General features: G+C 72.9%; 15 protein-coding genes. 3 read left to right on the top strand and 12 right to left on the bottom strand.

All coding sequences use genetic code 11. The features are described 5' to 3' along the window. The first annotated feature begins 22 nt into the window (after window positions 1–22). Window positions 23–1111 (top strand): PLL family lectin, encoded by a 1089-nt coding sequence (locus ACZ303_RS22090; protein ID WP_467341533.1) that lies wholly within the window; start codon window positions 23–25, stop codon window positions 1109–1111. Between the two features lie 62 nt (window positions 1112–1173). Here ACZ303_RS22090 and ACZ303_RS22085 read toward each other — a convergent pair whose 3' ends face one another. From ACZ303_RS22085 to ACZ303_RS22070, 4 genes are read right to left on the bottom strand one after another with little or no spacing between them, the layout of a single operon-like run. Next, on the bottom strand, window positions 1174–2256 hold the full coding sequence (locus ACZ303_RS22085; RefSeq protein WP_467341531.1) for a C40 family peptidase: 1083 nt from the start codon (window positions 2254–2256) through the stop codon (window positions 1174–1176). A 34-nt stretch (window positions 2257–2290) separates the two neighbouring features. Then, window positions 2291–2773 (bottom strand): poly-gamma-glutamate biosynthesis protein PgsC/CapC, encoded by a 483-nt coding sequence (locus ACZ303_RS22080; protein WP_467341529.1) that lies wholly within the window; start codon window positions 2771–2773, stop codon window positions 2291–2293. After that, a complete protein-coding gene (gene pgsB, locus ACZ303_RS22075; protein WP_467341528.1) occupies window positions 2770–4029 on the bottom strand; it encodes a poly-gamma-glutamate synthase PgsB in 1260 nt (419 codons plus the stop codon). The genes ACZ303_RS22080 and pgsB overlap by 4 nt, the downstream gene beginning before the upstream one ends. Before the next feature lie 3 nt (window positions 4030–4032). Continuing rightward, the gene (locus tag ACZ303_RS22070) at window positions 4033–6261 is read right to left on the bottom strand and encodes a HAMP domain-containing protein (protein WP_467341527.1); all 2229 of its coding nucleotides are present in this window, start codon (window positions 6259–6261) and stop codon (window positions 4033–4035) included. A 304-nt stretch (window positions 6262–6565) separates the two neighbouring features. On the opposite strand from ACZ303_RS22070, the gene ACZ303_RS22065 reads away from it, so the two are divergent. Further along, window positions 6566–7483, top strand: a complete 918-nt coding sequence (locus tag ACZ303_RS22065; RefSeq protein ID WP_467341525.1) for a hypothetical protein — start codon at window positions 6566–6568, stop codon at window positions 7481–7483. A 190-nt stretch (window positions 7484–7673) separates the two neighbouring features. Here the strand turns inward: ACZ303_RS22065 and ACZ303_RS22060 are convergent, their stop codons facing one another. From ACZ303_RS22060 to ACZ303_RS22040, 5 genes are all read right to left on the bottom strand, one after another. Then, the gene (locus tag ACZ303_RS22060) at window positions 7674–9803 is read right to left on the bottom strand and encodes a 3-hydroxyacyl-CoA dehydrogenase NAD-binding domain-containing protein (RefSeq protein WP_467341524.1); all 2130 of its coding nucleotides are present in this window, start codon (window positions 9801–9803) and stop codon (window positions 7674–7676) included. Further along, on the bottom strand, window positions 9800–11020 hold the full coding sequence (locus ACZ303_RS22055) for a thiolase family protein (protein ID WP_467341523.1): 1221 nt from the start codon (window positions 11018–11020) through the stop codon (window positions 9800–9802). Before ACZ303_RS22055 ends, ACZ303_RS22060 begins: the two co-directional genes overlap by 4 nt. Window positions 11021–11223: 203 nt before the next feature. Further along, complete coding sequence (locus tag ACZ303_RS22050) at window positions 11224–12501, bottom strand: HRDC domain-containing protein (protein ID WP_467341521.1); 1278 nt, start codon at window positions 12499–12501, stop codon at window positions 11224–11226. Between the two features lie 111 nt (window positions 12502–12612). Beyond that, window positions 12613–13275 (bottom strand): response regulator transcription factor, encoded by a 663-nt coding sequence (locus tag ACZ303_RS22045; RefSeq protein ID WP_116214433.1) that lies wholly within the window; start codon window positions 13273–13275, stop codon window positions 12613–12615. 165 nt (window positions 13276–13440) lie between these two features. Beyond that, a complete protein-coding gene (locus ACZ303_RS22040; protein WP_467341517.1) occupies window positions 13441–14118 on the bottom strand; it encodes a DUF3000 domain-containing protein in 678 nt (225 codons plus the stop codon). Window positions 14119–14209: 91 nt separating this feature from the next. Here ACZ303_RS22040 and hemE point away from each other — a divergent pair, with 91 nt between their 5' ends. Continuing rightward, window positions 14210–15295, top strand: a complete 1086-nt coding sequence (gene hemE, locus ACZ303_RS22035; RefSeq protein WP_467341515.1) for a uroporphyrinogen decarboxylase — start codon at window positions 14210–14212, stop codon at window positions 15293–15295. Between the two features lie 22 nt (window positions 15296–15317). Here the strand turns inward: hemE and ACZ303_RS22030 are convergent, their stop codons facing one another. Genes ACZ303_RS22030 through pcaH form a run of 3 tightly spaced genes read right to left on the bottom strand, consistent with a single transcriptional unit; the run spans window position 15318 to window position 18047 of the window. Then, on the bottom strand, window positions 15318–16700 hold the full coding sequence (locus ACZ303_RS22030) for an FAD-dependent oxidoreductase (RefSeq protein WP_467341513.1): 1383 nt from the start codon (window positions 16698–16700) through the stop codon (window positions 15318–15320). A gap of 40 nt (window positions 16701–16740) precedes the next feature. Then, on the bottom strand, window positions 16741–17295 hold the full coding sequence (gene pcaG, locus ACZ303_RS22025) for a protocatechuate 3,4-dioxygenase subunit alpha (protein ID WP_467341511.1): 555 nt from the start codon (window positions 17293–17295) through the stop codon (window positions 16741–16743). 2 nt (window positions 17296–17297) lie between these two features. Continuing rightward, window positions 17298–18047 carry a protocatechuate 3,4-dioxygenase subunit beta gene (pcaH, locus tag ACZ303_RS22020; RefSeq protein ID WP_467341509.1) on the bottom strand — a complete coding sequence of 250 codons (750 nt, stop codon included), beginning with the start codon at window positions 18045–18047 and terminating at the stop codon, window positions 17298–17300. Between the last annotated feature and the right edge of the window lie 40 nt (window positions 18048–18087).

The following is an 18087-nucleotide window of genomic DNA, read 5'->3' as shown; positions in this document are numbered from 1 at the left end:
TGAGAAAGGCTGGCAGCGAGTCATGGCAGTGCGTACGGCCACCCCGGTAACCGGCTGGCTCCTGCGGGGCGGTGACGGCCGCCTGACGGCCTATGCGCCGGCCGAGGGCGGTGTCGTCCGCTGGACCGAGACCCGGCCCGGCGGCCCCGAGTGGAGCGGCCCGGAGCTGCTCGCCGTGCCCGGCCTGGAGCCGTACCTCTCCATAGCGCGGACCCCGAAGGGCTATGTGTACCTCGCGGGCGTCCGGCAGCGCGTCGTCCAGAGCGACGAGGGCGAGCGCACCGAGACCGAGGTCGTCTACGCCACGCAGTTCCAGTCCGGCCGGCCGCCGACGAACTGGCGCTCCGTGGGCACCCCGCACGGCCAGGACCGGCAGCGAGCCGAGCAGATCGGCGTCCCCACGGCGGTCGTCGACTCCGTGGGCCTCCACCTCTTCGTGCGCAACGCCGGCGGCGGGGTGTGCGGTCGGCGCCAGGACGCGCGGGGCATCTGGGGGCCGTGGACGGATCTGAAGGGCAGTCACGTCCTCGACAGCCTCTCGGCCGGTGCCACCGCCGACGGGCGTGTCGAACTGCTCGCCCCGGCGGCCGAGTTCGTGCTGCGCTGGCGCCAGGAGCAGCCCGGCGGGCCGCTGCGGCGCGTGCGCAACATCCCGGCCAAGCCCGCGGCTTCCTCCTCCACGTCCGCGCCCACCGGCGAGGACCGCATCACACACTTCTGGCGCGAGGACGCCGACTCCACCCTCCACGTCCTGCCGCCGGAGGCGGCCACGGACCCGGCCGAGGACGCCGACGTCGCGGCGGTCTCCCTGGACACCACCGGCACCGGCCCCGTCGCCGTGCTCCGTACGGTCATCGACGGCCACGACTGCACGGTCCTGGCCCAGCGCTCCGCCTCCGGGCTGCTCGCGCTCGCCGCGTTCCCCAGCGGTGACGAGACGGTGGGGGCGCAGTGGTCGGAGACGGGCGAGGAGTTCACGGGGGCGCCGGCGCTGGCGCTGGACGCGGCGGGGCGCGTCGTGGTCGCGGTGCTGGGGATGGACGGGCGTCTGCGGGTCGCCCGGCAGCGGGCCGGTGCGGGGTTGGCGCTGGGAGACTGGGTGCGGGTCTGAGGCGGGTTTTCTTCCCCCACGCCTTTCCCGACCCCGGTCCTCAAACGCCGGACGGGCTGGAATTACAGCCGCTTCGCGCTCCGCAGGCCCGCCGCGTAGAACCCGTTCCCGTCCAGGCGGGCCGTGCCGCCCTTGTCGCCGAAGGTCGGGCCGTTGGCCTCCTCGCGGCTGGAGATGAAGCGGGGCTTGCCGTCCGTGTCCAGGCCCAGGTAGATGCCCACATGGTCGAGGCGCTCGCCCGTGCGCTTGTCGATCTCGAAGAACACCAGGTCGCCCGGCTGGAGCCGGTCCGTCGCCTCGGGCCGCTTGCCGGTCAGCTCCAGCACCGGCACACCGGGGGAGAGCCGGGCCATGCCGTCGGCGGTCCGCGGCAGGCCGTCGCCCTTGACGTCCTTGCCCATCAGCGGGTAGCGCGCCCGGTAGCCGAAGACGGTACGCACGAAGCCGGAGCAGTCCATCGAGCGGAGCCGCTGCGGGTCCGGGCGCTCGACCGTGCCGTCCCGGAAGGTATACGGAATGCCCAGGTAGTCGTAGAAATCGGACTGCTCCAGCCGCATGTCGCCCGCCTCGGAACCCTTCGGGTTCACCGGCCCGAACTGCGCGTCACCCGCGTACACGAGGCCGCGGATGTCCTTCTTCTGTGGGACGCCGTCCAGGTACTCCATGGAGAACGCGAAGATGTCGGGTTCCTGGCTGCCGAGGAACTTCTCGAACCACTCCTTGAACCAGGCGGCCTTCTCCGAGCCCTCCTTCCACTGCTGCGGCAGCAGCCGCACCCAGCTGTCCGTGGTCACCTTCGCCGAGGTGTACTTCGGCTCGGTGAAGGTACGGCTGGGGCCGGTGAGGACCGCGGTGCGGGCGCCGTCGGTGAAGGCGGCCAGGACCGCCCCGTCCGCGGCGCGTACGACCGTACGGGCCGGGCTGGCGAGCCGCTCGTAGCGGCGCTCGCCGGACGCGGCCCTCGCCCCGGCGGTGGGGGCGGAGCCGCCCACGGACCGCACCGGCGGCGCGGCGTCGGGCTGCTTGTCGCGCAGCTCCACGGTGAGGTACGCGCTGGCGCCGAGCAGACCGAGCACGACCAGGGCGTGCACCGCGCGGCGGCGGGACTGGGCCTGCTTCTTGCGGTCCTTCGTCTTGCGGGACATGGGCTGCGCTCCGTGGGTCAGGAGAGGGGGAGGTCTAGGCGGTGGGCATGAAGCCGAGCAGGATGCCGGCGGTCAGCACGACGTAGTTGGCCAGCGACACCGTGCCGGTGGCCAGCAGCGTCGCGCCCCGGGGCTGGCGCACCAGCTGGTAGGCGATCAGGCCCGGCACGATGAAGCCGAGCGTCTGATTGGCGTACATCAGCGGGAACTGCTGCTGGAGGATGATGTGCAGGGTCGCCTGGAGGACCACGCCGGTGAGCACGACCGCGGCGAACAGCCGCTTGCCGTAGAGGATCACGTACCGCTGGAGCAGCAGCGTGCACAGGTACGTCAGCACGGTGATGCCGACGACCATGGCCGCGCGCTGGAGGTCCTCGATCAGGGTGAGCGCCAGCCAGCCGGGGGTGATCATGCCGCCGGGGGAGAGGTTGGTGGTGAGGTAGCAGACCAGGGAGAACAGCAGGCCCAGGGCGATCCCGATGGCGGCGATCTCCGGGGTGAGGACGGCGGGGATCAACGGGGTTCTCCTGTGGGCTCTATATACGTCGGGACATACACCGGGGGCTCCTGCGGCTGCTCGGTCGGCGCCGACTCGTCCGCCGGCAGTTCGGCCAGCCGTTCCAGCAGCAGCTCGCCCTGGCCGTGGATGTTGCCGATGGCCACCAGCGAGGCGCCGGGCCCGAGCCGGCCCAGGATCTCGCTCTCCAGCTCGGCCGCGTCGCGGCGGTCGCCGCCCAGGTCGACGACGCGCGAACGCCAGTCGGCCGGGATGGCGTCGTAGGCGCTCTTGGTGGGGTGGCCGATGAGGAAGACCGAGTCGGGGGCCAGACGCGGGATCAGCTCGCCCATCTGGCCGTTGCGCTCGACGCGGTCGGGACGGCAGTTGATCAGTACGTGCAGGGGGCGGTCGACGGCGCCGAGGCTCAGCAGCTGCTCGACGTTCATCAGCGTCGACTCGGGGTCGTTGGCCGCGAAGATGTTGGCGAAGCGGAACGGCATGCCCTCGGGGGTGCGGTAGCGCTCCACGGACAGCACTCCCGGGTCCGGCGGCGCGTCGTACATCCCGCGCAGCGCGGTGGCCCGGTCGACGCCGAGCAGCTCGGCGACGGCCAGCGCGATGGCGACGTTCTCCTTGAACGTGAACCAGCTGAAGCCCCGCAGCTCCGCGTCGCTGACGGTCTCCGGGTCGACGGCGATCAACCGGCAGTCGCGCTTGTCGGCCTCCTCCTTCAGGATGTGCAGCCGGTCGCGCTCGGCGGTCACACAGATGCCGCCGTGCGGCATGGACCGGCTCAGCGACCGGGCGACGTCGTCGAGGGTCGGGCCCATCTCGGCGAGGTGGTCCTCGCGGACGTTGCACAGCACACCGATGGTGGAGCGGATCAGCTTGGTCTGGTTGACCTCCTGGAGCGCCGGCATCACGGCCATGCACTCGATCACCAGGGCGTGCGGGCGGTAGGCGGCGGCGCGCCGGACGATGCCGATCTGCTCGACGACGTTGGCGATGCCGAACTTGCGGTAGACCGGCTCCTCGGTGGCGTCCGGGTGGATGAAGCGCGCCGCCGTCCCCGTGGTCTTGGCGACGGTGACCAGCCCGCCGCCGCGCAGGGCGCCCGCGCACAGCCGGGTGATGGAGCTCTTGCCGCGGATGCCGTTGATGAGCACCCGGGTGGGGATGAGGTCGAGGTTGGTGAAGTGGCGGCGCTGTTCGATCACCCCGGCGACCAGCACGATCGCACAGCAGATCACCAGGACCGTGTAGAGGAAGAGCACGGGTCAGTTCCTTCCGGAGGGTCGCGCCAGCCGCTGCCGGAGGATCTCCAGGTTCCGTACGACCGCCCCCACCTCGTCGTGGTGCTGCGGGAAGAGCACGGTCTTGCGGTCGCCGCCGGCCAGCGCCTCGGCCTTGTCGGCGAGGGCGCGCAGCGGGCGGATGACGATGATGTGCAGCCAGCCCAGGCAGGCGACGGCGGCGGTCACCCCGAGCAGCCCGGCGAGCATGGTGTGCCGCTGGGCGGTGAACTCCGGGAGCTCCAGCCAGGACGTCGGCTGCTCGCTCACCACCTGCCAGCCGAGGTCCCTGACCGCGCCGCCGCCGGTGAAGGGCGCGGCGGCCGCGAGCGAGGAGGAGCCCGACGAACGGTGCAGGATCGATTTTCCGTTGCTGTCCTTGCGGGCCTTGTCCGCCAGGTCGTCGAGGTGGCGGCCGGGCAGCTTGGAGAAGGCGCGGAAGCCGTGCGGACGGTCGGCGGCGAGGACGCGGTGCTTGCCGTCGATCAGCCAGACCTGGCCGAGACCGGGCCGGGTGACCATGGAGATCAGGAACTGCGGGTCGTACTCGCCGACCACGGTGCGGCCCTTGCCGTCGGGCACGGCGGCGTACGCGGCGACGGCCGGCTCCTTGCCGGAGGTGTTGAGCTGGGCGACGGAGTCCTCGTAGGGCTTCCGCCCGGCCGGATGGCGGGGCGAGGCGCCGGCCCGGGTGAGGACCTTGCCCGCGCCGTCGAGCACATAGACCGAGCGGTAGCGCGGGTGCTCACGCAGCGTGGTCTCCAGGACGGCCTTGTCGGCGCTGTCGCCGCCCTCGCCGTCCTTGGCGGGGCCCGCGCCGACGATCTGCGCGACGGAGGCGACATCGGCCCAGCCCTCGTTGAGCGCCTTGCGGACCCGGTCGGCGGCGGTGTCGGTGCGCCGCCGCTGGTCCTCGACGAGCTGTTTGGGTACGGACACCCCGCCACCGGCGCGATTGAGCAGCAGCAGGAGGGGCGCGGCCCAGGCGAGCAGCAGGACTCCGCAGACGATGACGGTGCCACGGGTGCCGAAGCCGCCGCGGGCCCGTCCCGTGCGCGTGGGACGCTCGCCCAGGCACTGGCGGCGCAGGCTCTCCAGGGCGGCGCCGATACGGGCCGGCTCGCGGCCGCGGAAGGCCCGCACGGGACGGTCGAGTTCGCCGCGGCCGAGCCGGCGGCTCTCCAGGTACAGCTGGAGCAGCGGCCCCTGGACCGTGCGCATCAGCACCCAGATCACCAGCACCGCCAGGACCAGCAGGACGGCCGCGGCCACCAGGCCGAACGCCTGGGTCCGTACGGCCGTCGCGTCCTGGGTGACCTTCACCGAAGTGATCACCGACAGGCCGAGGGCGCCGGCCGGGCTGGTCTCGCCGGGGGTGCGGCCGGCCGCCGCGTACCCCACGGCCGTACGGGTGTGACCGCTCGTGCTGGTGCCCATGAGGTGGCCGCTGGACCCGGGGTGGCCGCCGGGCTCGGGCGTCTTGGTGAAGTCCGCGGCGGCCGTCTTGGCGGCGCGCTTGGCCCAGGACGTACGGGCCACCGGCGGGCCGTCGCTCGCCAGGACGGTGCCGGCGGAGTCGACGACGAGGAGCGAGCGGTTCTCGCCGGTGGAGATGCCGGGGACGTTCAGGGTGCCGGAGGCGACGAGCAGACGGGGGTGCTTGCCGTCGCCGTCGCGCAGGGCCGCCACGACCAGCATGCGCGTCTCGCCGGACCGCAGCCGCACCAGCTGCGGGGCCAGAGTGGCTGCGTTCTTGCCGTCCCCGCCGCTCTTCGCGGTGTCCTTGGCGTCCTTCAGGACGGTGGCGAGCGGGATGTTCTCACCGCGCGCCGCGAGCAGGGTGCCGTCGGCCGGGTCGATGACCGCGGTGCCGCGCCACTTGTTGTACACCTTGCCGAGCTTGTCCAGGACGGTGTCGGCGGCCACGGGCCGGGGCCCGGTGAAGAGGGCCGCCGCGCGCTGCAGGTCGGTGACGCTCTCGTCCAGCGAGGCCCGCAGCGACAGGGCGCCGTCCTCGGCCACCCGTTGCTGCGAGCTGAGCACCGCGGTGTCGGTCCCCGCCCGGTCGCCGTCGCCGAGCACCAGGGCGGTCGCCCCGGCCACGGCCAGCAGCAGTGCCAGCAGCGCGGCTATCGGCGGCCGTGCACCGCCGAGGAGGGGCATGTCGGCACGACGGCGGATCTTGCGCCGGCGCGACCCGCGCGGAGCGGACAACAGGGTTCCTTTCGACCACGGCACGGCGGGCCAGGACGACGGAAGGCGTTGACTTGTCTGCGGCGCGTGCGGGTGAGGCGTGTAGCCGTTGAATCCTAAGCAATAATTAAAGCGTTTCCAAAAGTCCACTGCGACACGCCTCATGTACGTGCAACCGCCAGGGACTTGGCGTAAAGGCAGAAGTGAGGGTGGTTTGCGGGATGGTGTGCCACGACCGGGTGTTTTTGCCGACATGATGCTCAAGTCGGGCAATTCGCCTCTTGTTCGGTCGGTTCGGTCCGGCCTGTCCGCCACCGCCGCGGCCGTGGCGGCGCTGAGCGCCCTGTCCGGCTGCTCGAACGCTTCCCCCGGAGCCGACCGACCGCTCCCCGGCGTCGAGCACCGCGCCGGTCCGACGGAGACCGTGGACCTCCGGCAACGGGTCACGAGCTTCACCGACCGCATCGCCCCGGGCGGCACCTATCGCGTGCCCGCCGAGAGCGACCGCCGCGCCGTCGCCGACGGCGTCCGCGCACTCCTCGACGGCGACCGGGCCAAGTCCCAGCGCACGCTGGCCAAGGCCGGCTACACCGTACGTGTCCTCGTCGACCGGGACGGCGGCCGCCGGGTCGCGGAGGTCGCCGACGCCACCGCGGACGGCGAGGCCCGGCGGGGCTGGGGGCGCGTCTACGCGGACCTCAGCGGTCCGGTCCGCTGGCAGGTGCAGGTCCCGCACCCCACCGCCGACCAGCACACCGAACAGCTCGGCGTCGGCCTGCTGCGCGCCACTCCGGGCGGCGTCATGGTCCTGGCGGGCGCGCACCGCGCCGAGGCGGACGGCGCGGCGGACGTGGCCCACCGCAGGGACTCCGTCTTCGCGGCGGTCTCCGACGCGCTCGCCGACCGCAGGCTCCCCGCCCTCCAGGTGCACGGTTTCGCCGACAGCAGCCTGCCCGGCGAGGACGTGGTCGTCTCTCCCGGCAAGGGGGACACCGGCCTGCCGTCGGCTCGCCGCCTGGCCGAGGCGCTCCGGGCCCGCGAGCTGAAGGTGTGCGAGGTGTGGGAGCGCTACTGCGGGCGCCTGGAGGGGCGTACGAACGTGGAGGGGGACCATGCGGAGGCGGTAGGGGTGCCGTTCTTGCATGTAGAGCACAATCGCCGCGTGCGGGACGAGGATCGCCTGGTGGGCGAGGCGGTTGCCGCGCTCGCGGAGGTGGCTCGGGAGTGGGGTGCGGGGCGGTAGGTGGTCGGGGAGGGGGATTTTGCCCCTGTCCCGCCCTTTCACCGTTTCGTGTCCTCAAACGCCGGACGGGCTGAAAAGGGCCGGGCAGGAAGACGCGCGCACACCGAAACGCCGGACGCGCTGATCTCCAGCCCGTCCGGCGTTCGAGGACCGGGGTCCGGGGCGGAGCCCCGAACCCCGGCCGGCGGCGTTACGCGGGAACGCTCGCCACACCCACCGGCAGGAACCGCCGCCCGATGACCCGCTCGGAGATGCCCTCGCGGTCCAGGTACGGCGTGATGCCACCCAGGTGGAACGGCCAGCCCGCACCCGTGATCAGGCACAGGTCGATGTCCTGGGCCTCGGCGACGACGCCCTCGTCCAGCATCAGGCCGATCTCCTGCGCGACGGCGTCCAGGACGCGCTCGCGCACCTGCTCCTCGGTCAGGACGACATCGCCCTGCTTCAGGAGCGCGGCGACCTCGGGGTCCAGCTCCGGCTTGCCGGAGTCGTAGACGTAGAAGCCGCGCTTGCCGGCCTTGACCACGGCGGCCAGGTTCGGGGAGACCGTGAAGCGGTCCGGGAAGGCGCGGTTCAGGGTCTCGGAGACGTGCAGACCGATGGCCGGGCCGACCAGCTCCAGGAGCACCAGCGGGGACATCGGCAGGCCGAGCGGCTCGATGGCCTTCTCGGCGGTCGCGACCGGGGTGCCCTCGTCGATGACGTTCTGGATCTCGCCCATGAAGCGGGTCAGGATGCGGTTGACGACGAACGCCGGGGCGTCCTTCACCAGTACCGCGGTCTTCTTCAGCTTCTTGGCCACGCCGAAGGCGGTGGCCAGCGACGCGTCGTCCGTCTGCTCGCCGCGCACGATCTCCAGCAGCGGGAGGATCGCGACCGGGTTGAAGAAGTGGAAGCCGACGACCCGCTCGGGGTGCTTGAGCTTCGACGCCATCTCGGAGACCGACAGCGAGGAGGTGTTGGTCGCCAGGATCGTGTGGGCCGGAACGACCGCCTCGACCTCGGCGAACACCTGCTGCTTGACGCCCATCTCCTCGAAGACGGCCTCGATGACGAAGTCCGCGTCGCCGAAGGCGGCGGCCTTGTCGAGCGAGCCCGTCACCGACGCCTTGAGGCGGTTGGCCTTGTCCTGGCCGATGCGGCCCTTGGCCAGCAGCTTGTCGATCTCGCCGTGGACGTAGCCCACGCCCTTGTCGATCCGCTCCTGGTCGATGTCGGTCAGCACGACCGGCACCTCCAGGCGGCGCAGGAACAGCAGCGCGAGCTGAGAGGCCATCAGGCCGGCGCCGACGACGCCCACCTTGGTGACCGGGCGGGCCAGCGAGCGGTCCGGGGCGCCGGCCGGGCGCTTGCCGCGCTTCTGCACCAGGTTGAAGGCGTAGATGCCGCTGCGCAGCTCGCCGCCCATGATCAGGTCCGCGAGGGCCTGGTCCTCGGCGTCGAAGCCGGCGCGCAGGTCGCCGTTCTTCGCCGCGGCGATGATCTCCAGCGCGCGGTAGGCGGCCGGGGCCGCGCCGTGCACCTTGGAGTCGGCGATGAACCGGCCGCGCTCGACGGCCTGGTCCCAGGCCTCGCCGCGGTCGATCTCCGGGCGGGCGACCTCGGTCTCGCCCTTGAGGACCGACGCGGTCCAGAGCAGCGACTGCTCCAGGAAGTCGGCGCCCTCGAAGATCGCGTCGGCGATGCCGAGCTCGAAGACCTGCTTGCCGCGCAGCTGCTTGTTCTGGTTGAGCGAGTTCTCGATGATCACCGAGACCGCGCGGTCGGCGCCGATCAGGTTCGGCAGCAGCGCGCAGCCGCCCCAGCCCGGGACGAGACCGAGGAAGACCTCGGGCAGCGAGAAGGCCGGGATCGCCTTGGACACCGTGCGGTACGAGCAGTGCAGACCGACCTCGACGCCGCCGCCCATGGCCGCGCCGTTGTAGTACGCGAAGGTCGGCACCGCCAGCGACGACAGCCGCTTGAAGACGTCGTGGCCGCCCTTGCCGATGGCCAGCGCGTCCTCGTGACGGGCCAGCAGCTCCACGCCCTTGAGGTCGGCGCCGACGGCGAAGATGAACGGCTTGCCGGTGACACCGACGCCGACGATCTTCCCGGCCGCGGCCTCCGCCTCGACCTGGTCGATCGCGGCGTCGAGGTTCGCGAGCGAACGCGGGCCGAAGGTGGTCGGCTTGGTGTGGTCCAGGCCGTTGTCCAGGGTGATGAGCGCGAACGCGCCCGCACCGCCGGGAAGGTCGAAGTGGCGCACGTGCGCCTGGGTGACGACCTCACCCGGGAACAGCTCGGCCGCGCCCTTCAAAAGCTCAGCGGTCGTGCTCACTTGCTGCCTCCGTCGAAGTGCGGGTTCTCCCAGATGACCGTTCCGCCCATGCCGAGGCCGACACACATCGAGGTGAGGCCGTAGCGGACGTGCGGCTGCTCCTCGAACTGCCGGGCCAGCTGCGTCATCAGGCGCACGCCCGAGGAGGCCAGCGGGTGGCCGAACGCGATCGCGCCGCCGTACTGGTTGACGCGCGGGTCGTCGTCCGCGATGCCGTAGTGGTCCAGGAGCGCGAGCACCTGCACCGCGTACGCCTCGTTCAGCTCGAACAGGCCGATGTCCTCGATGGACAGGCCCGCCTTGGCGAGGGCCTTCTCGGTCGCCGGGATCGGGCCGTAGCCCATCACCTCGGGCTCGACGCCCACGAAGGCGTAGGAGACCAGGCGCATCCGGACCGGCAGGCCCAGCTCGCGCGCCACGTCCTCGGCGGCGATCAGCGAGGCGGTGGCGCCGTCGTTGAGGCCGGAGGCGTTGCCGGGGGTGACCCGGCCGTGCGGGCGGAACGGGGTCTTGAGGTTGGCCAGACCCTCCATGGTGGTGCCCGGGCGCATCGGCTCGTCGGCGGTGGCCAGGCCCCAGCCCAGCTCGCCGCCCTCGGGCGTGGTGCGGCGGATGGAGATCGGCACCAGGTCGGCCTGGATCTTGCCGTCGGCGTACGCCTTGGCGGCCTTCTCCTGGCTGCGGACCGCGTACGCGTCCGAGCGCTCCTTGGTGAGCTGCGGGTAGCGGTCGTGCAGGTTCTCCGCCGTCATACCCATGACGAGCGCGGAGTCGTCGACCAGCTTCTCCGAGACGAAGCGCGGGTTGGGGTCGACGCCCTCGCCCATGGGGTGGCGGCCCATGTGCTCGACGCCGCCCGCGAGGGCGATGTCGTACGCGCCGAAGGAGACGCCACCGGCGACGGTCGTCACGGCGGTCATCGCGCCGGCGCACATCCGGTCGATGGACATGCCGGGCACGGTCTGCGGCAGGCCCGCGAGCATCCCGGCCGTGCGGCCCAGGGTCAGACCCTGGTCACCGATCTGCGTGGTCGCGGCGATGGCGACCTCGTCGATCTTGGCGGGGTCCAGGTTCGGGTTGCGGCGCAGCAGCTCGCGGATGCACTTGATCACGAGGTCGTCGGCGCGGGTCTCGTGATAGATGCCCTTCGGGCCCGCCTTGCCGAACGGGGTGCGGACGCCGTCGACGAAAACGACGTCCCTAGCGGTACGAGGCACGTTGGCTCTCCTCCAGGTGGATCGCTGCGCGCGGGCATGCCGGGGGTACGGCTCCGCCGCGACGCGGACTCATGCCCTCATGCTACTTGTGGGTAACCAAGCTGCCCAGCCCCCTCCGGGGGCGTCGAAGGTCACATCCGGGATCACATGGAACAGGCCCGGACCCCGCCTTTCGGCGCGGCCCGGGCCTCGGGGAGTCGCGGTCAGGCGGCGGGTGTCCCCAGCGCCGTCACCAGGATGGGGGTGACCTGCTCGATCTGCCAGGGACGGGCGCCGTGCGCGGCCAGCACCTCGGCCACCGCCTCCGGGGTGGGATTCGCCGGGGGCTCCCAGCACAGGCGGCGCACCGTGTCCGGAGTGATCAGGTTCTCCTGCGGCATGGTGAGGCGCTCGGCCAGGGCCGACACCGCGGCGCGGGCCGCCGAGAGGCGGGCGGCGGCCTCCGGGTCCTTGTCCGCCCAGGCGCGCGGCGGCGGCGGACCGGTCAGGGGCTGGCCGGGCTGCGGGAGTTCGGCGTCCGGGATCGCGCGGGCGCGGTCGATCGCCGCCTGCCACCCCTCCAGCTGCTTGCGGCTCATCCGGTGCCCGAAGCCGGGCAGGGCCGCCAGGGCGTGCGCGTTCGGCGGGACGTTCAGCGCGGCCTCGATGATCGCGGCGTCGCCGAGCACCTTGCCGGGCGAGACGTCGCGCCGCTGGGCGATGGCGTCGCGCGCGGTCCACAGCTCGCGCACCACGGCCATCTGCCGGCGGCGGCGGACCTTGTGCATGCCGGACGTACGGCGCCAGGGGTCCTTGCGGGGCGGGGCCGGCGGCGCCGCGGCGATCGCGGCGAACTCCTGACGGGCCCACTCCAGCTTGCCCTGCCGCTCCAGCTCCTCCTCCAGCGCGTCGCGCAGGTCGACGAGCAGCTCGACGTCGAGCGCGGCGTAGCGCAGCCAGGGGTCCGGCAGCGGGCGGGTGGACCAGTCGACGGCGGAGTGGCCCTTCTCCAGGGCGTATCCGAGGACGTTCTCGACCATGGCGCCGAGTCCCACCCGGGCGAACCCCGCGAGCCGTCCCGCCAGCTCCGTGTCGAAGAGCTGCGACGGCGTCATCCCTATCTCGCGCAGGCACGGCAGGTCCTGCGTGGCGGCGTGCAGCACCCATTCGGTGTCGCCGATCGCCTCGCCGAGGGCGGACAGGTCGGGGCAGCCGACCGGGTCGATCAGCGTGGAGCCGGCGCCTTCGCGGCGCAGCTGTACGAGGTAGGCGCGCTGGCCGTAGCGGTAGCCGGAGGCGCGCTCGGCGTCGACGGCGACGGGGCCCGTACCGGCTGCGAACGCCGCGACGATCTCGGCCAGGGCATCGTTGTCGGCGACGACCGGCGGGATGCCTTCGCGTGGTTCCAACAGGGGGATCGGCGCCGAATCGACGTCGTCCGGGGGGCCGCCCCCGGTGGTTCGCAGTGTCGTGTCTGCTGCGGTCTCTTGGGCGTCGGTCACCGGTCAAGGGTATCTGTGTATGGCAAGCGCCCGCCGACGGAACGTCCCTGTCGACGGGCGTGGTGCCATTTCCCCGCGTTTCCATGGGCTCGGCCCGCCCGTGGTGAGCGGTCAGTGGATGATGCCGGTGCGCAGTGCCACCGCGACCATGCCGGCCCGGTCGCCGGTGCCGAGCTTGCGCGCGATGCGGGCGAGGTGGCTCTTGACGGTGAGTGCGGACAGCCCCATCGAGACGCCGATGGCCTTGTTGGACTGTCCCTCCGCGACCAGCCGCAGCACCTCGACCTCCCGGCCGGACAGCTCGCGGTAGCCGCCGGGGTGGCCGGGCGCGCCGGGCGGGCGGCGGTGCATGCGGGCCGCGGCGGCGGAGCCGATGGGCGCGGCACCGGGACGGCCGGGCAGGCCGAGATTGGTGCGGGTTCCGGTGACGACATAGCCTTTGACGCCGCCCGCGAGGGCGTTGCGCACGGCGCCGATGTCATCGGCGGCGGACAGGGCCAGGCCGTTGGGCCAGCCGGCGGCGCGGGTCTCGGAGAGCAGGGTGAGTCCCGAGCCGTCGGGAAGGTGGACGTCGGCCACGCAGATGTCGCGCGGATTGCCGACGCGGGGGCGAGCCTCCGCGATGGACGACGCCTCGATCACATCTCTTACCCCCAGCGCCCACAGGTGGCGGGTGACGGTGGAGCGGACTCGGGGGTCGGCGACGACGACCATGGCCGTCGGTTTGTTCGGGCGGTAGGCGAGGCTCGCAGGTTGCTCGAGGAGAACGGACACCAAGCCTCCATGGGGGGAGTGGCGGGGACGGTGCCGACTTGGGGGTAAGCCGGGGCGATCCGTATGGGAAGGGTCACAAGCTCCTTCGGCACCGAAGCGTCCCGGCTTTAGGGGAAGATCACGAATTGATGAGTAACAATTCGGACAATTAGGACGATTGATCGATCAACGACTCTGTGGATCGCGGCGCTGGGGCAGCGTCACCACACCCGCGTCGGGCGTCCCGCCCGGCGGCAGCCCCGCGATCTGACACAGCAGATCGCACCAGGCCGCGAGGTGTGCGGCCGTGTCCGGCACCCCCGCGGCGGCGTGCTGCTCCGCCTTCCGGGCGGGGCCCGTGGGCGGCTCCTCCGGGGACCACGACGCCCGGATCTCGATCCGCGTCGACGGCTCCCGCTCCCGCAGCCCGCCGAAGTAGTGCGAACTCGCACGCGTGACCGTCCCGCTCGGCGCGCCGTACGGCACCCGCCGGGCCTCCAGCGCGCCCGTCAGCCACGACCAGCACACCTCCGGCAGCAGCGGGTCCGCCGCCATCTCCGGCTCCAGGTCGGCGTGGACCAGCGTCACCAGCCGGAACGTGCCGCCCCACGCCTCGTGCCCCGCCGGGTCGTGCAGCAGGATCAGCCGCCCGTCCGCGAGCTCCTCGTCGTCCACGACGACGGCGGCCTCCAGGGCGTACGAGAAGGGGGCGAGCCGCTGGGGCGGCGGCGTCGCGTCGAGCTCGATCTCGGGCCGCAGGCGCACCCCTTGCAACCCGGCCACCGCCTGCCGGAAGACGGACGGGGAGCCCTCCCCATCCTCGTCGTCCGGACCGTCCGAGAGGTGTCCCTGCGCCGCAGCCATGCCCGGAAGACTAGGCGGAACGCGGCCCCGTTCCGGGTAGGGACACCCACATGGGCGGGTCACTCGTTCGGCCCGTGCGAAGATTTGGGACATGAGTGAGCGCAGGGATGCCGGACAGGCCGCCGGCCAGCAGCAGAACGGCCGCACCGCGGCGTACGACTCGGCGTTCCTGCGGGCGTGCCGACGCGAGCCCGTACCGCACACACCGGTGTGGTTCATGCGGCAGGCAGGACGCTCGCTGCCGGAGTACCGCAAGGTGCGCGAGGGCATCCCGATGCTGGAGTCGTGCATGCGGCCCGAGCTCGTCACCGAGATCACCCTCCAGCCCGTCCGCCGCCACAACGTCGACGCCGCGATCTTCTTCAGCGACATTGTCGTGCCGCTGAAGGCCATCGGCATCGACCTCGACATCAAGCCGGGCGTCGGCCCGGTCGTCGCCGAGCCGATCCGCACCCGCGCCGACCTCGACCGGCTGCGCCCGCTCGACGCCACCGACGTCCCGTACGTCACCGAGGCCATCGGGCTGCTCACCGCCGAGCTCGGCGCCACCCCGCTCATCGGCTTCGCCGGCGCGCCCTTCACCCTGGCCAGCTATCTGGTCGAGGGCGGCCCCTCGCGCAACCACGAGCACACCAAGGCGCTCATGTACGGCGACCCCGAGCTGTGGGCCGACCTCCTCGACCGGCTCGCGGACATCACCTCCGCGTTCCTGAAGGTGCAGATCGAGGCCGGCGCCTCGGCCGTGCAGCTGTTCGACTCCTGGGTCGGCGCGCTCGCCCCCGCCGACTACCGCCGCTCCGTCATGCCCGCCTCCACCAAGGTCTTCGACGCCGTCGCCGGCCTCGGTGTGCCGCGCATCCACTTCGGTGTCGGCACGGGCGAGCTGCTCGGCCTCATGGGCGAGGCCGGCGCGGACGTCGTCGGCGTCGACTGGCGCGTCCGGATGGACGAGGCCGTACGCCGCGTCGGCCCCGGCAAGGCGCTCCAGGGCAACCTCGACCCGGCGGTCCTCTTCGCGGGCCGCGAGGCGGTCGAGGAGAAGACCCGCGAGGTCCTCGACGCGGCGGCGGGCCTGGAGGGCCACATCTTCAACCTCGGGCACGGCGTGCTGCCGACCACGGACCCGGACGCCCTCACCCACCTCGTGGAGTACGTGCACGAGCGGACGGCGCGCTAGCCGGCCGGACCGGGGGGCGGCTTCACGCCCCCAGGTCCGCGGCCACCGCCGCGGCCGCCTTGCGCGCCGCGACCAGCACCGGGTCCCACACGGGGGAGAACGGCGGCGCGTACCCCAGGTCCAGCGCCGTCATCTGTTCCACCGTCATGCGGGCGGTCAGGGCCACCGCCGCGACGTCCACCCGCTTCGCCGCGCCCTCGCGGCCGACGATCTGGACGCCGAGCAGGCGGCCCGTGCGGCGTTCGGCGAGCATCTTGACCGTCATCGGGCGGGCGCCCGGGTAGTAGCCGGCGCGGCTCGTCGACTCGACGGTCACGGACTCGAACCCCAGGCCCACCGCCTTCGCCTGGGCCTCCAACAGGCCGGTACGGGCGATCTCCAGGTCGCAGACCTTGCTGACCGCCGTGCCGACCACGCCGGGGAACGTGGCGTAGCCGCCCCCGATGTTGGTGCCGATCACCTGGCCGTGCTTGTTGGCGTGCGTGCCCAGCGCGATGTGCCGGGAGGCCCCCGCGACCAGGTCCCACACCTCGACGCAGTCACCGCCCGCCCAGACGTTCTCGTGGCCGCGCACCCGCATCGCCAGGTCCGTCAGCAGGCCGCCCGACCCGCCCAGCGGCAGCCCGGCCGCGCGGGCGAGCGTCGTCTCCGGGCGCACCCCCAGCCCCAGCACCACCACGTCGGCCGGGTACTCCGCCCCTTCGGTGGCGACGCCGGTCACCTCGCCGTCGGCTCCGGTGCGGACCTCGGTGACCTCGGCGCCCGTGACCACCTCGATGCCCATGCCGCACATCGCGTCGCGCACCAGCCGGCCCATGTCCGGATCGAGGGTCGACATCGGCTGCTCGGCGCGCTCGACGACCGTCACCCCATAGCCGCGGCGGACCAGCGCCTCGGCCATCTCCACGCCGATGTACCCGGCGCCGATGACCACCGCCCGGCGGCCGCGCGTGCGCTCCAGCCCGTCGATGAGGGCCTGCCCGTCGTCCAGGGTCTGCACGCCGTGCACCCCGCGCGCGTCGATGCCCGGCAGCGGCGGCCGCACCGGCCGGGCGCCGGTCGCCACGACCAGGTGGTCGTAGCCGTGCCAGGTCTCCGCCCCGGACTCCAGGTCGCGGGCGCGTACCCGCTGCCCCGCCACGTCCAGCTCGGTCACCTCCGTGCGCGTCCGCAGGTCGATGCCGCGCTCGCGGTGCTCCTCGGCGGTCCGGGCGATCAGGGCGTCGGGACCGTCGACCTCGCCGCCGGCCCAGTACGGGATGCCGCACGCCGAATAGGAGGTGAACCGGCCGCGTTCGAACGCGGTGACCTCCAGTTCGCCGGGCTTCTTGAACCTGCGGGCCCGGGAGGCCGCGGACATGCCCGCCGCGTCGCCCCCGATGACCACCAGCCGCTGTGCCGTCATCGCCTACGCACCCTTTCGCCGGTCGAACGGCCCAGGCTAGTCACTCGCCCGGGCCGGGGAACTCCAGGAACACCGTCTCCCGCTCGCCCTGGAGCCGTACGTCGAAGCGGTAGGCGCGGTGGCGGCCGGGGTCCGGCGCGGCCAGCAGGGTCAGGGCCCGGTCGGTCGGCAGGGACGCGAGCAGGGGGTCGCGGGCGGGGAGGGTGAAGTAGACGCGGGTGAACAGGTGACGAGTGATGCCACGGGCGAGGACGCACAGCGCGAGATAGGGCGCGCCGCCGGGCAGCAGGGTGCGCAGGACGAAGTGGCCGTCCCGGCCGGTGGGGACGCGGGCGAAGCCGGTGAAGGACGCGCCGTCGCGGCACAGGCTGCCGGGGGCGCCCGTGAGCGAGCCGTCCTGGCCGGCCTGCCAGAACTCCAGCAGCGCGTCGGGGACGGGCACGCCCGCGCCGTCGTACACATACCCGTGCACGGTGACGGTCTCCGGGTGCCCGGCGGGCGCCAGGTCGCCGCCGCCGGGGAAGGGCAGGGCGTCGCCGTGGAACGGGCCGATGGTCTGCGAGGGGGTCGGCGGCAACTCGGGCAGCGGGGACATCGTCAGCGGCCCTCCTCGGCCCAGGTGGCGGCGGGCCCGTCCAGGACGATGTCCCAGCGGTAACCGAGGGACCACTCGGGGACGTTCAGCCCCGGGTCGTACGCGGCGACCAGGCGGGCCCGGTCGGCCGGGTCGGGGAGGGCGTTCCAAATGGCGTCGTGGGGCAGGAGCGGATCTCCGGGGAAGTACATCTGGGTGACCAGGCGCTGGGTGAAGGCCGTGCCGAAGACGGAGAAGTGCAGGTGGGCGGGGCGCCAGGAGTTGTGGTGGTGGGCCCAGGGGTAGGCGCCGGGCCGGATGGTGGTGAAGTGGTAGCCGCCGTCGTCGTCGGTCAGACACCGGCCCGCGCCCGTGAAGTTCGGGTCGAGGGGCGCGGCGTGCCGGTCGTGCCGGTGGCTGTAGCGGCCCGCCGCGTTGGCCTGCCACAGCTCCACCAGCTGGCCGCGCACGGGTCTGCCCCGGCGGTCCGATATCCGCCCGCTGACGGTGATGCGCTCGCCCAGTGGCTCCCCGCGGTGCTGCCGCGTCAGATCGGAGTCCAGCGGGCCGACGTCGGCCGGTCCGAAGACCGGGCCGGTCAGCTCGACGGCGTCGGGATCGGAGGCGACGGCGACCGGCGGCTGCCGGGGATGGCGGAGTACGGCGCCGAGGTAGGGGGCGAAGTCACGGGCCGGGTGGACCGGTGCCGGGGCGGCGCCGGGGAGGCCGGTCGCCTCTCGGCTCATCTGTTCCTGAGGGGGTTCAGGTGCCATGCGCATGACCTACCCCGCCGGACGACGGGTGATCCCGCCG

It is taken from the genome of Streptomyces sp. NPDC023527, assembly GCF_055560115.1.
The sequence above is the reverse complement of the archived record's forward strand: the minus strand, read 5'-3'. Positions and strand labels throughout refer to the sequence as shown.

Bases quoted from the DNA above. Each gene is read 5' to 3' on its own strand.
- ACZ303_RS22090 (WP_467341533.1), top strand. From the start codon at position 23: ATGGCAGTGCGTACGGCCACCCCGGTAACCGGCTGGCTCCTGCGGGGC.
- ACZ303_RS22085 (WP_467341531.1), bottom strand. From the start codon at position 2,256: ATGTCCCGCAAGACGAAGGACCGCAAGAAGCAGGCCCAGTCCCGCCGC.
- ACZ303_RS22040 (WP_467341517.1), bottom strand. From the start codon at position 14,118: ATGGCTGCGGCGCAGGGACACCTCTCGGACGGTCCGGACGACGAGGAT.
- hemE (WP_467341515.1), top strand. From the start codon at position 14,210: ATGAGTGAGCGCAGGGATGCCGGACAGGCCGCCGGCCAGCAGCAGAAC.
- ACZ303_RS22030 (WP_467341513.1), bottom strand. From the start codon at position 16,700: ATGACGGCACAGCGGCTGGTGGTCATCGGGGGCGACGCGGCGGGCATG.
- pcaG (WP_467341511.1), bottom strand. From the start codon at position 17,295: ATGTCCCCGCTGCCCGAGTTGCCGCCGACCCCCTCGCAGACCATCGGC.
- pcaH (WP_467341509.1), bottom strand. From the start codon at position 18,047: ATGGCACCTGAACCCCCTCAGGAACAGATGAGCCGAGAGGCGACCGGC.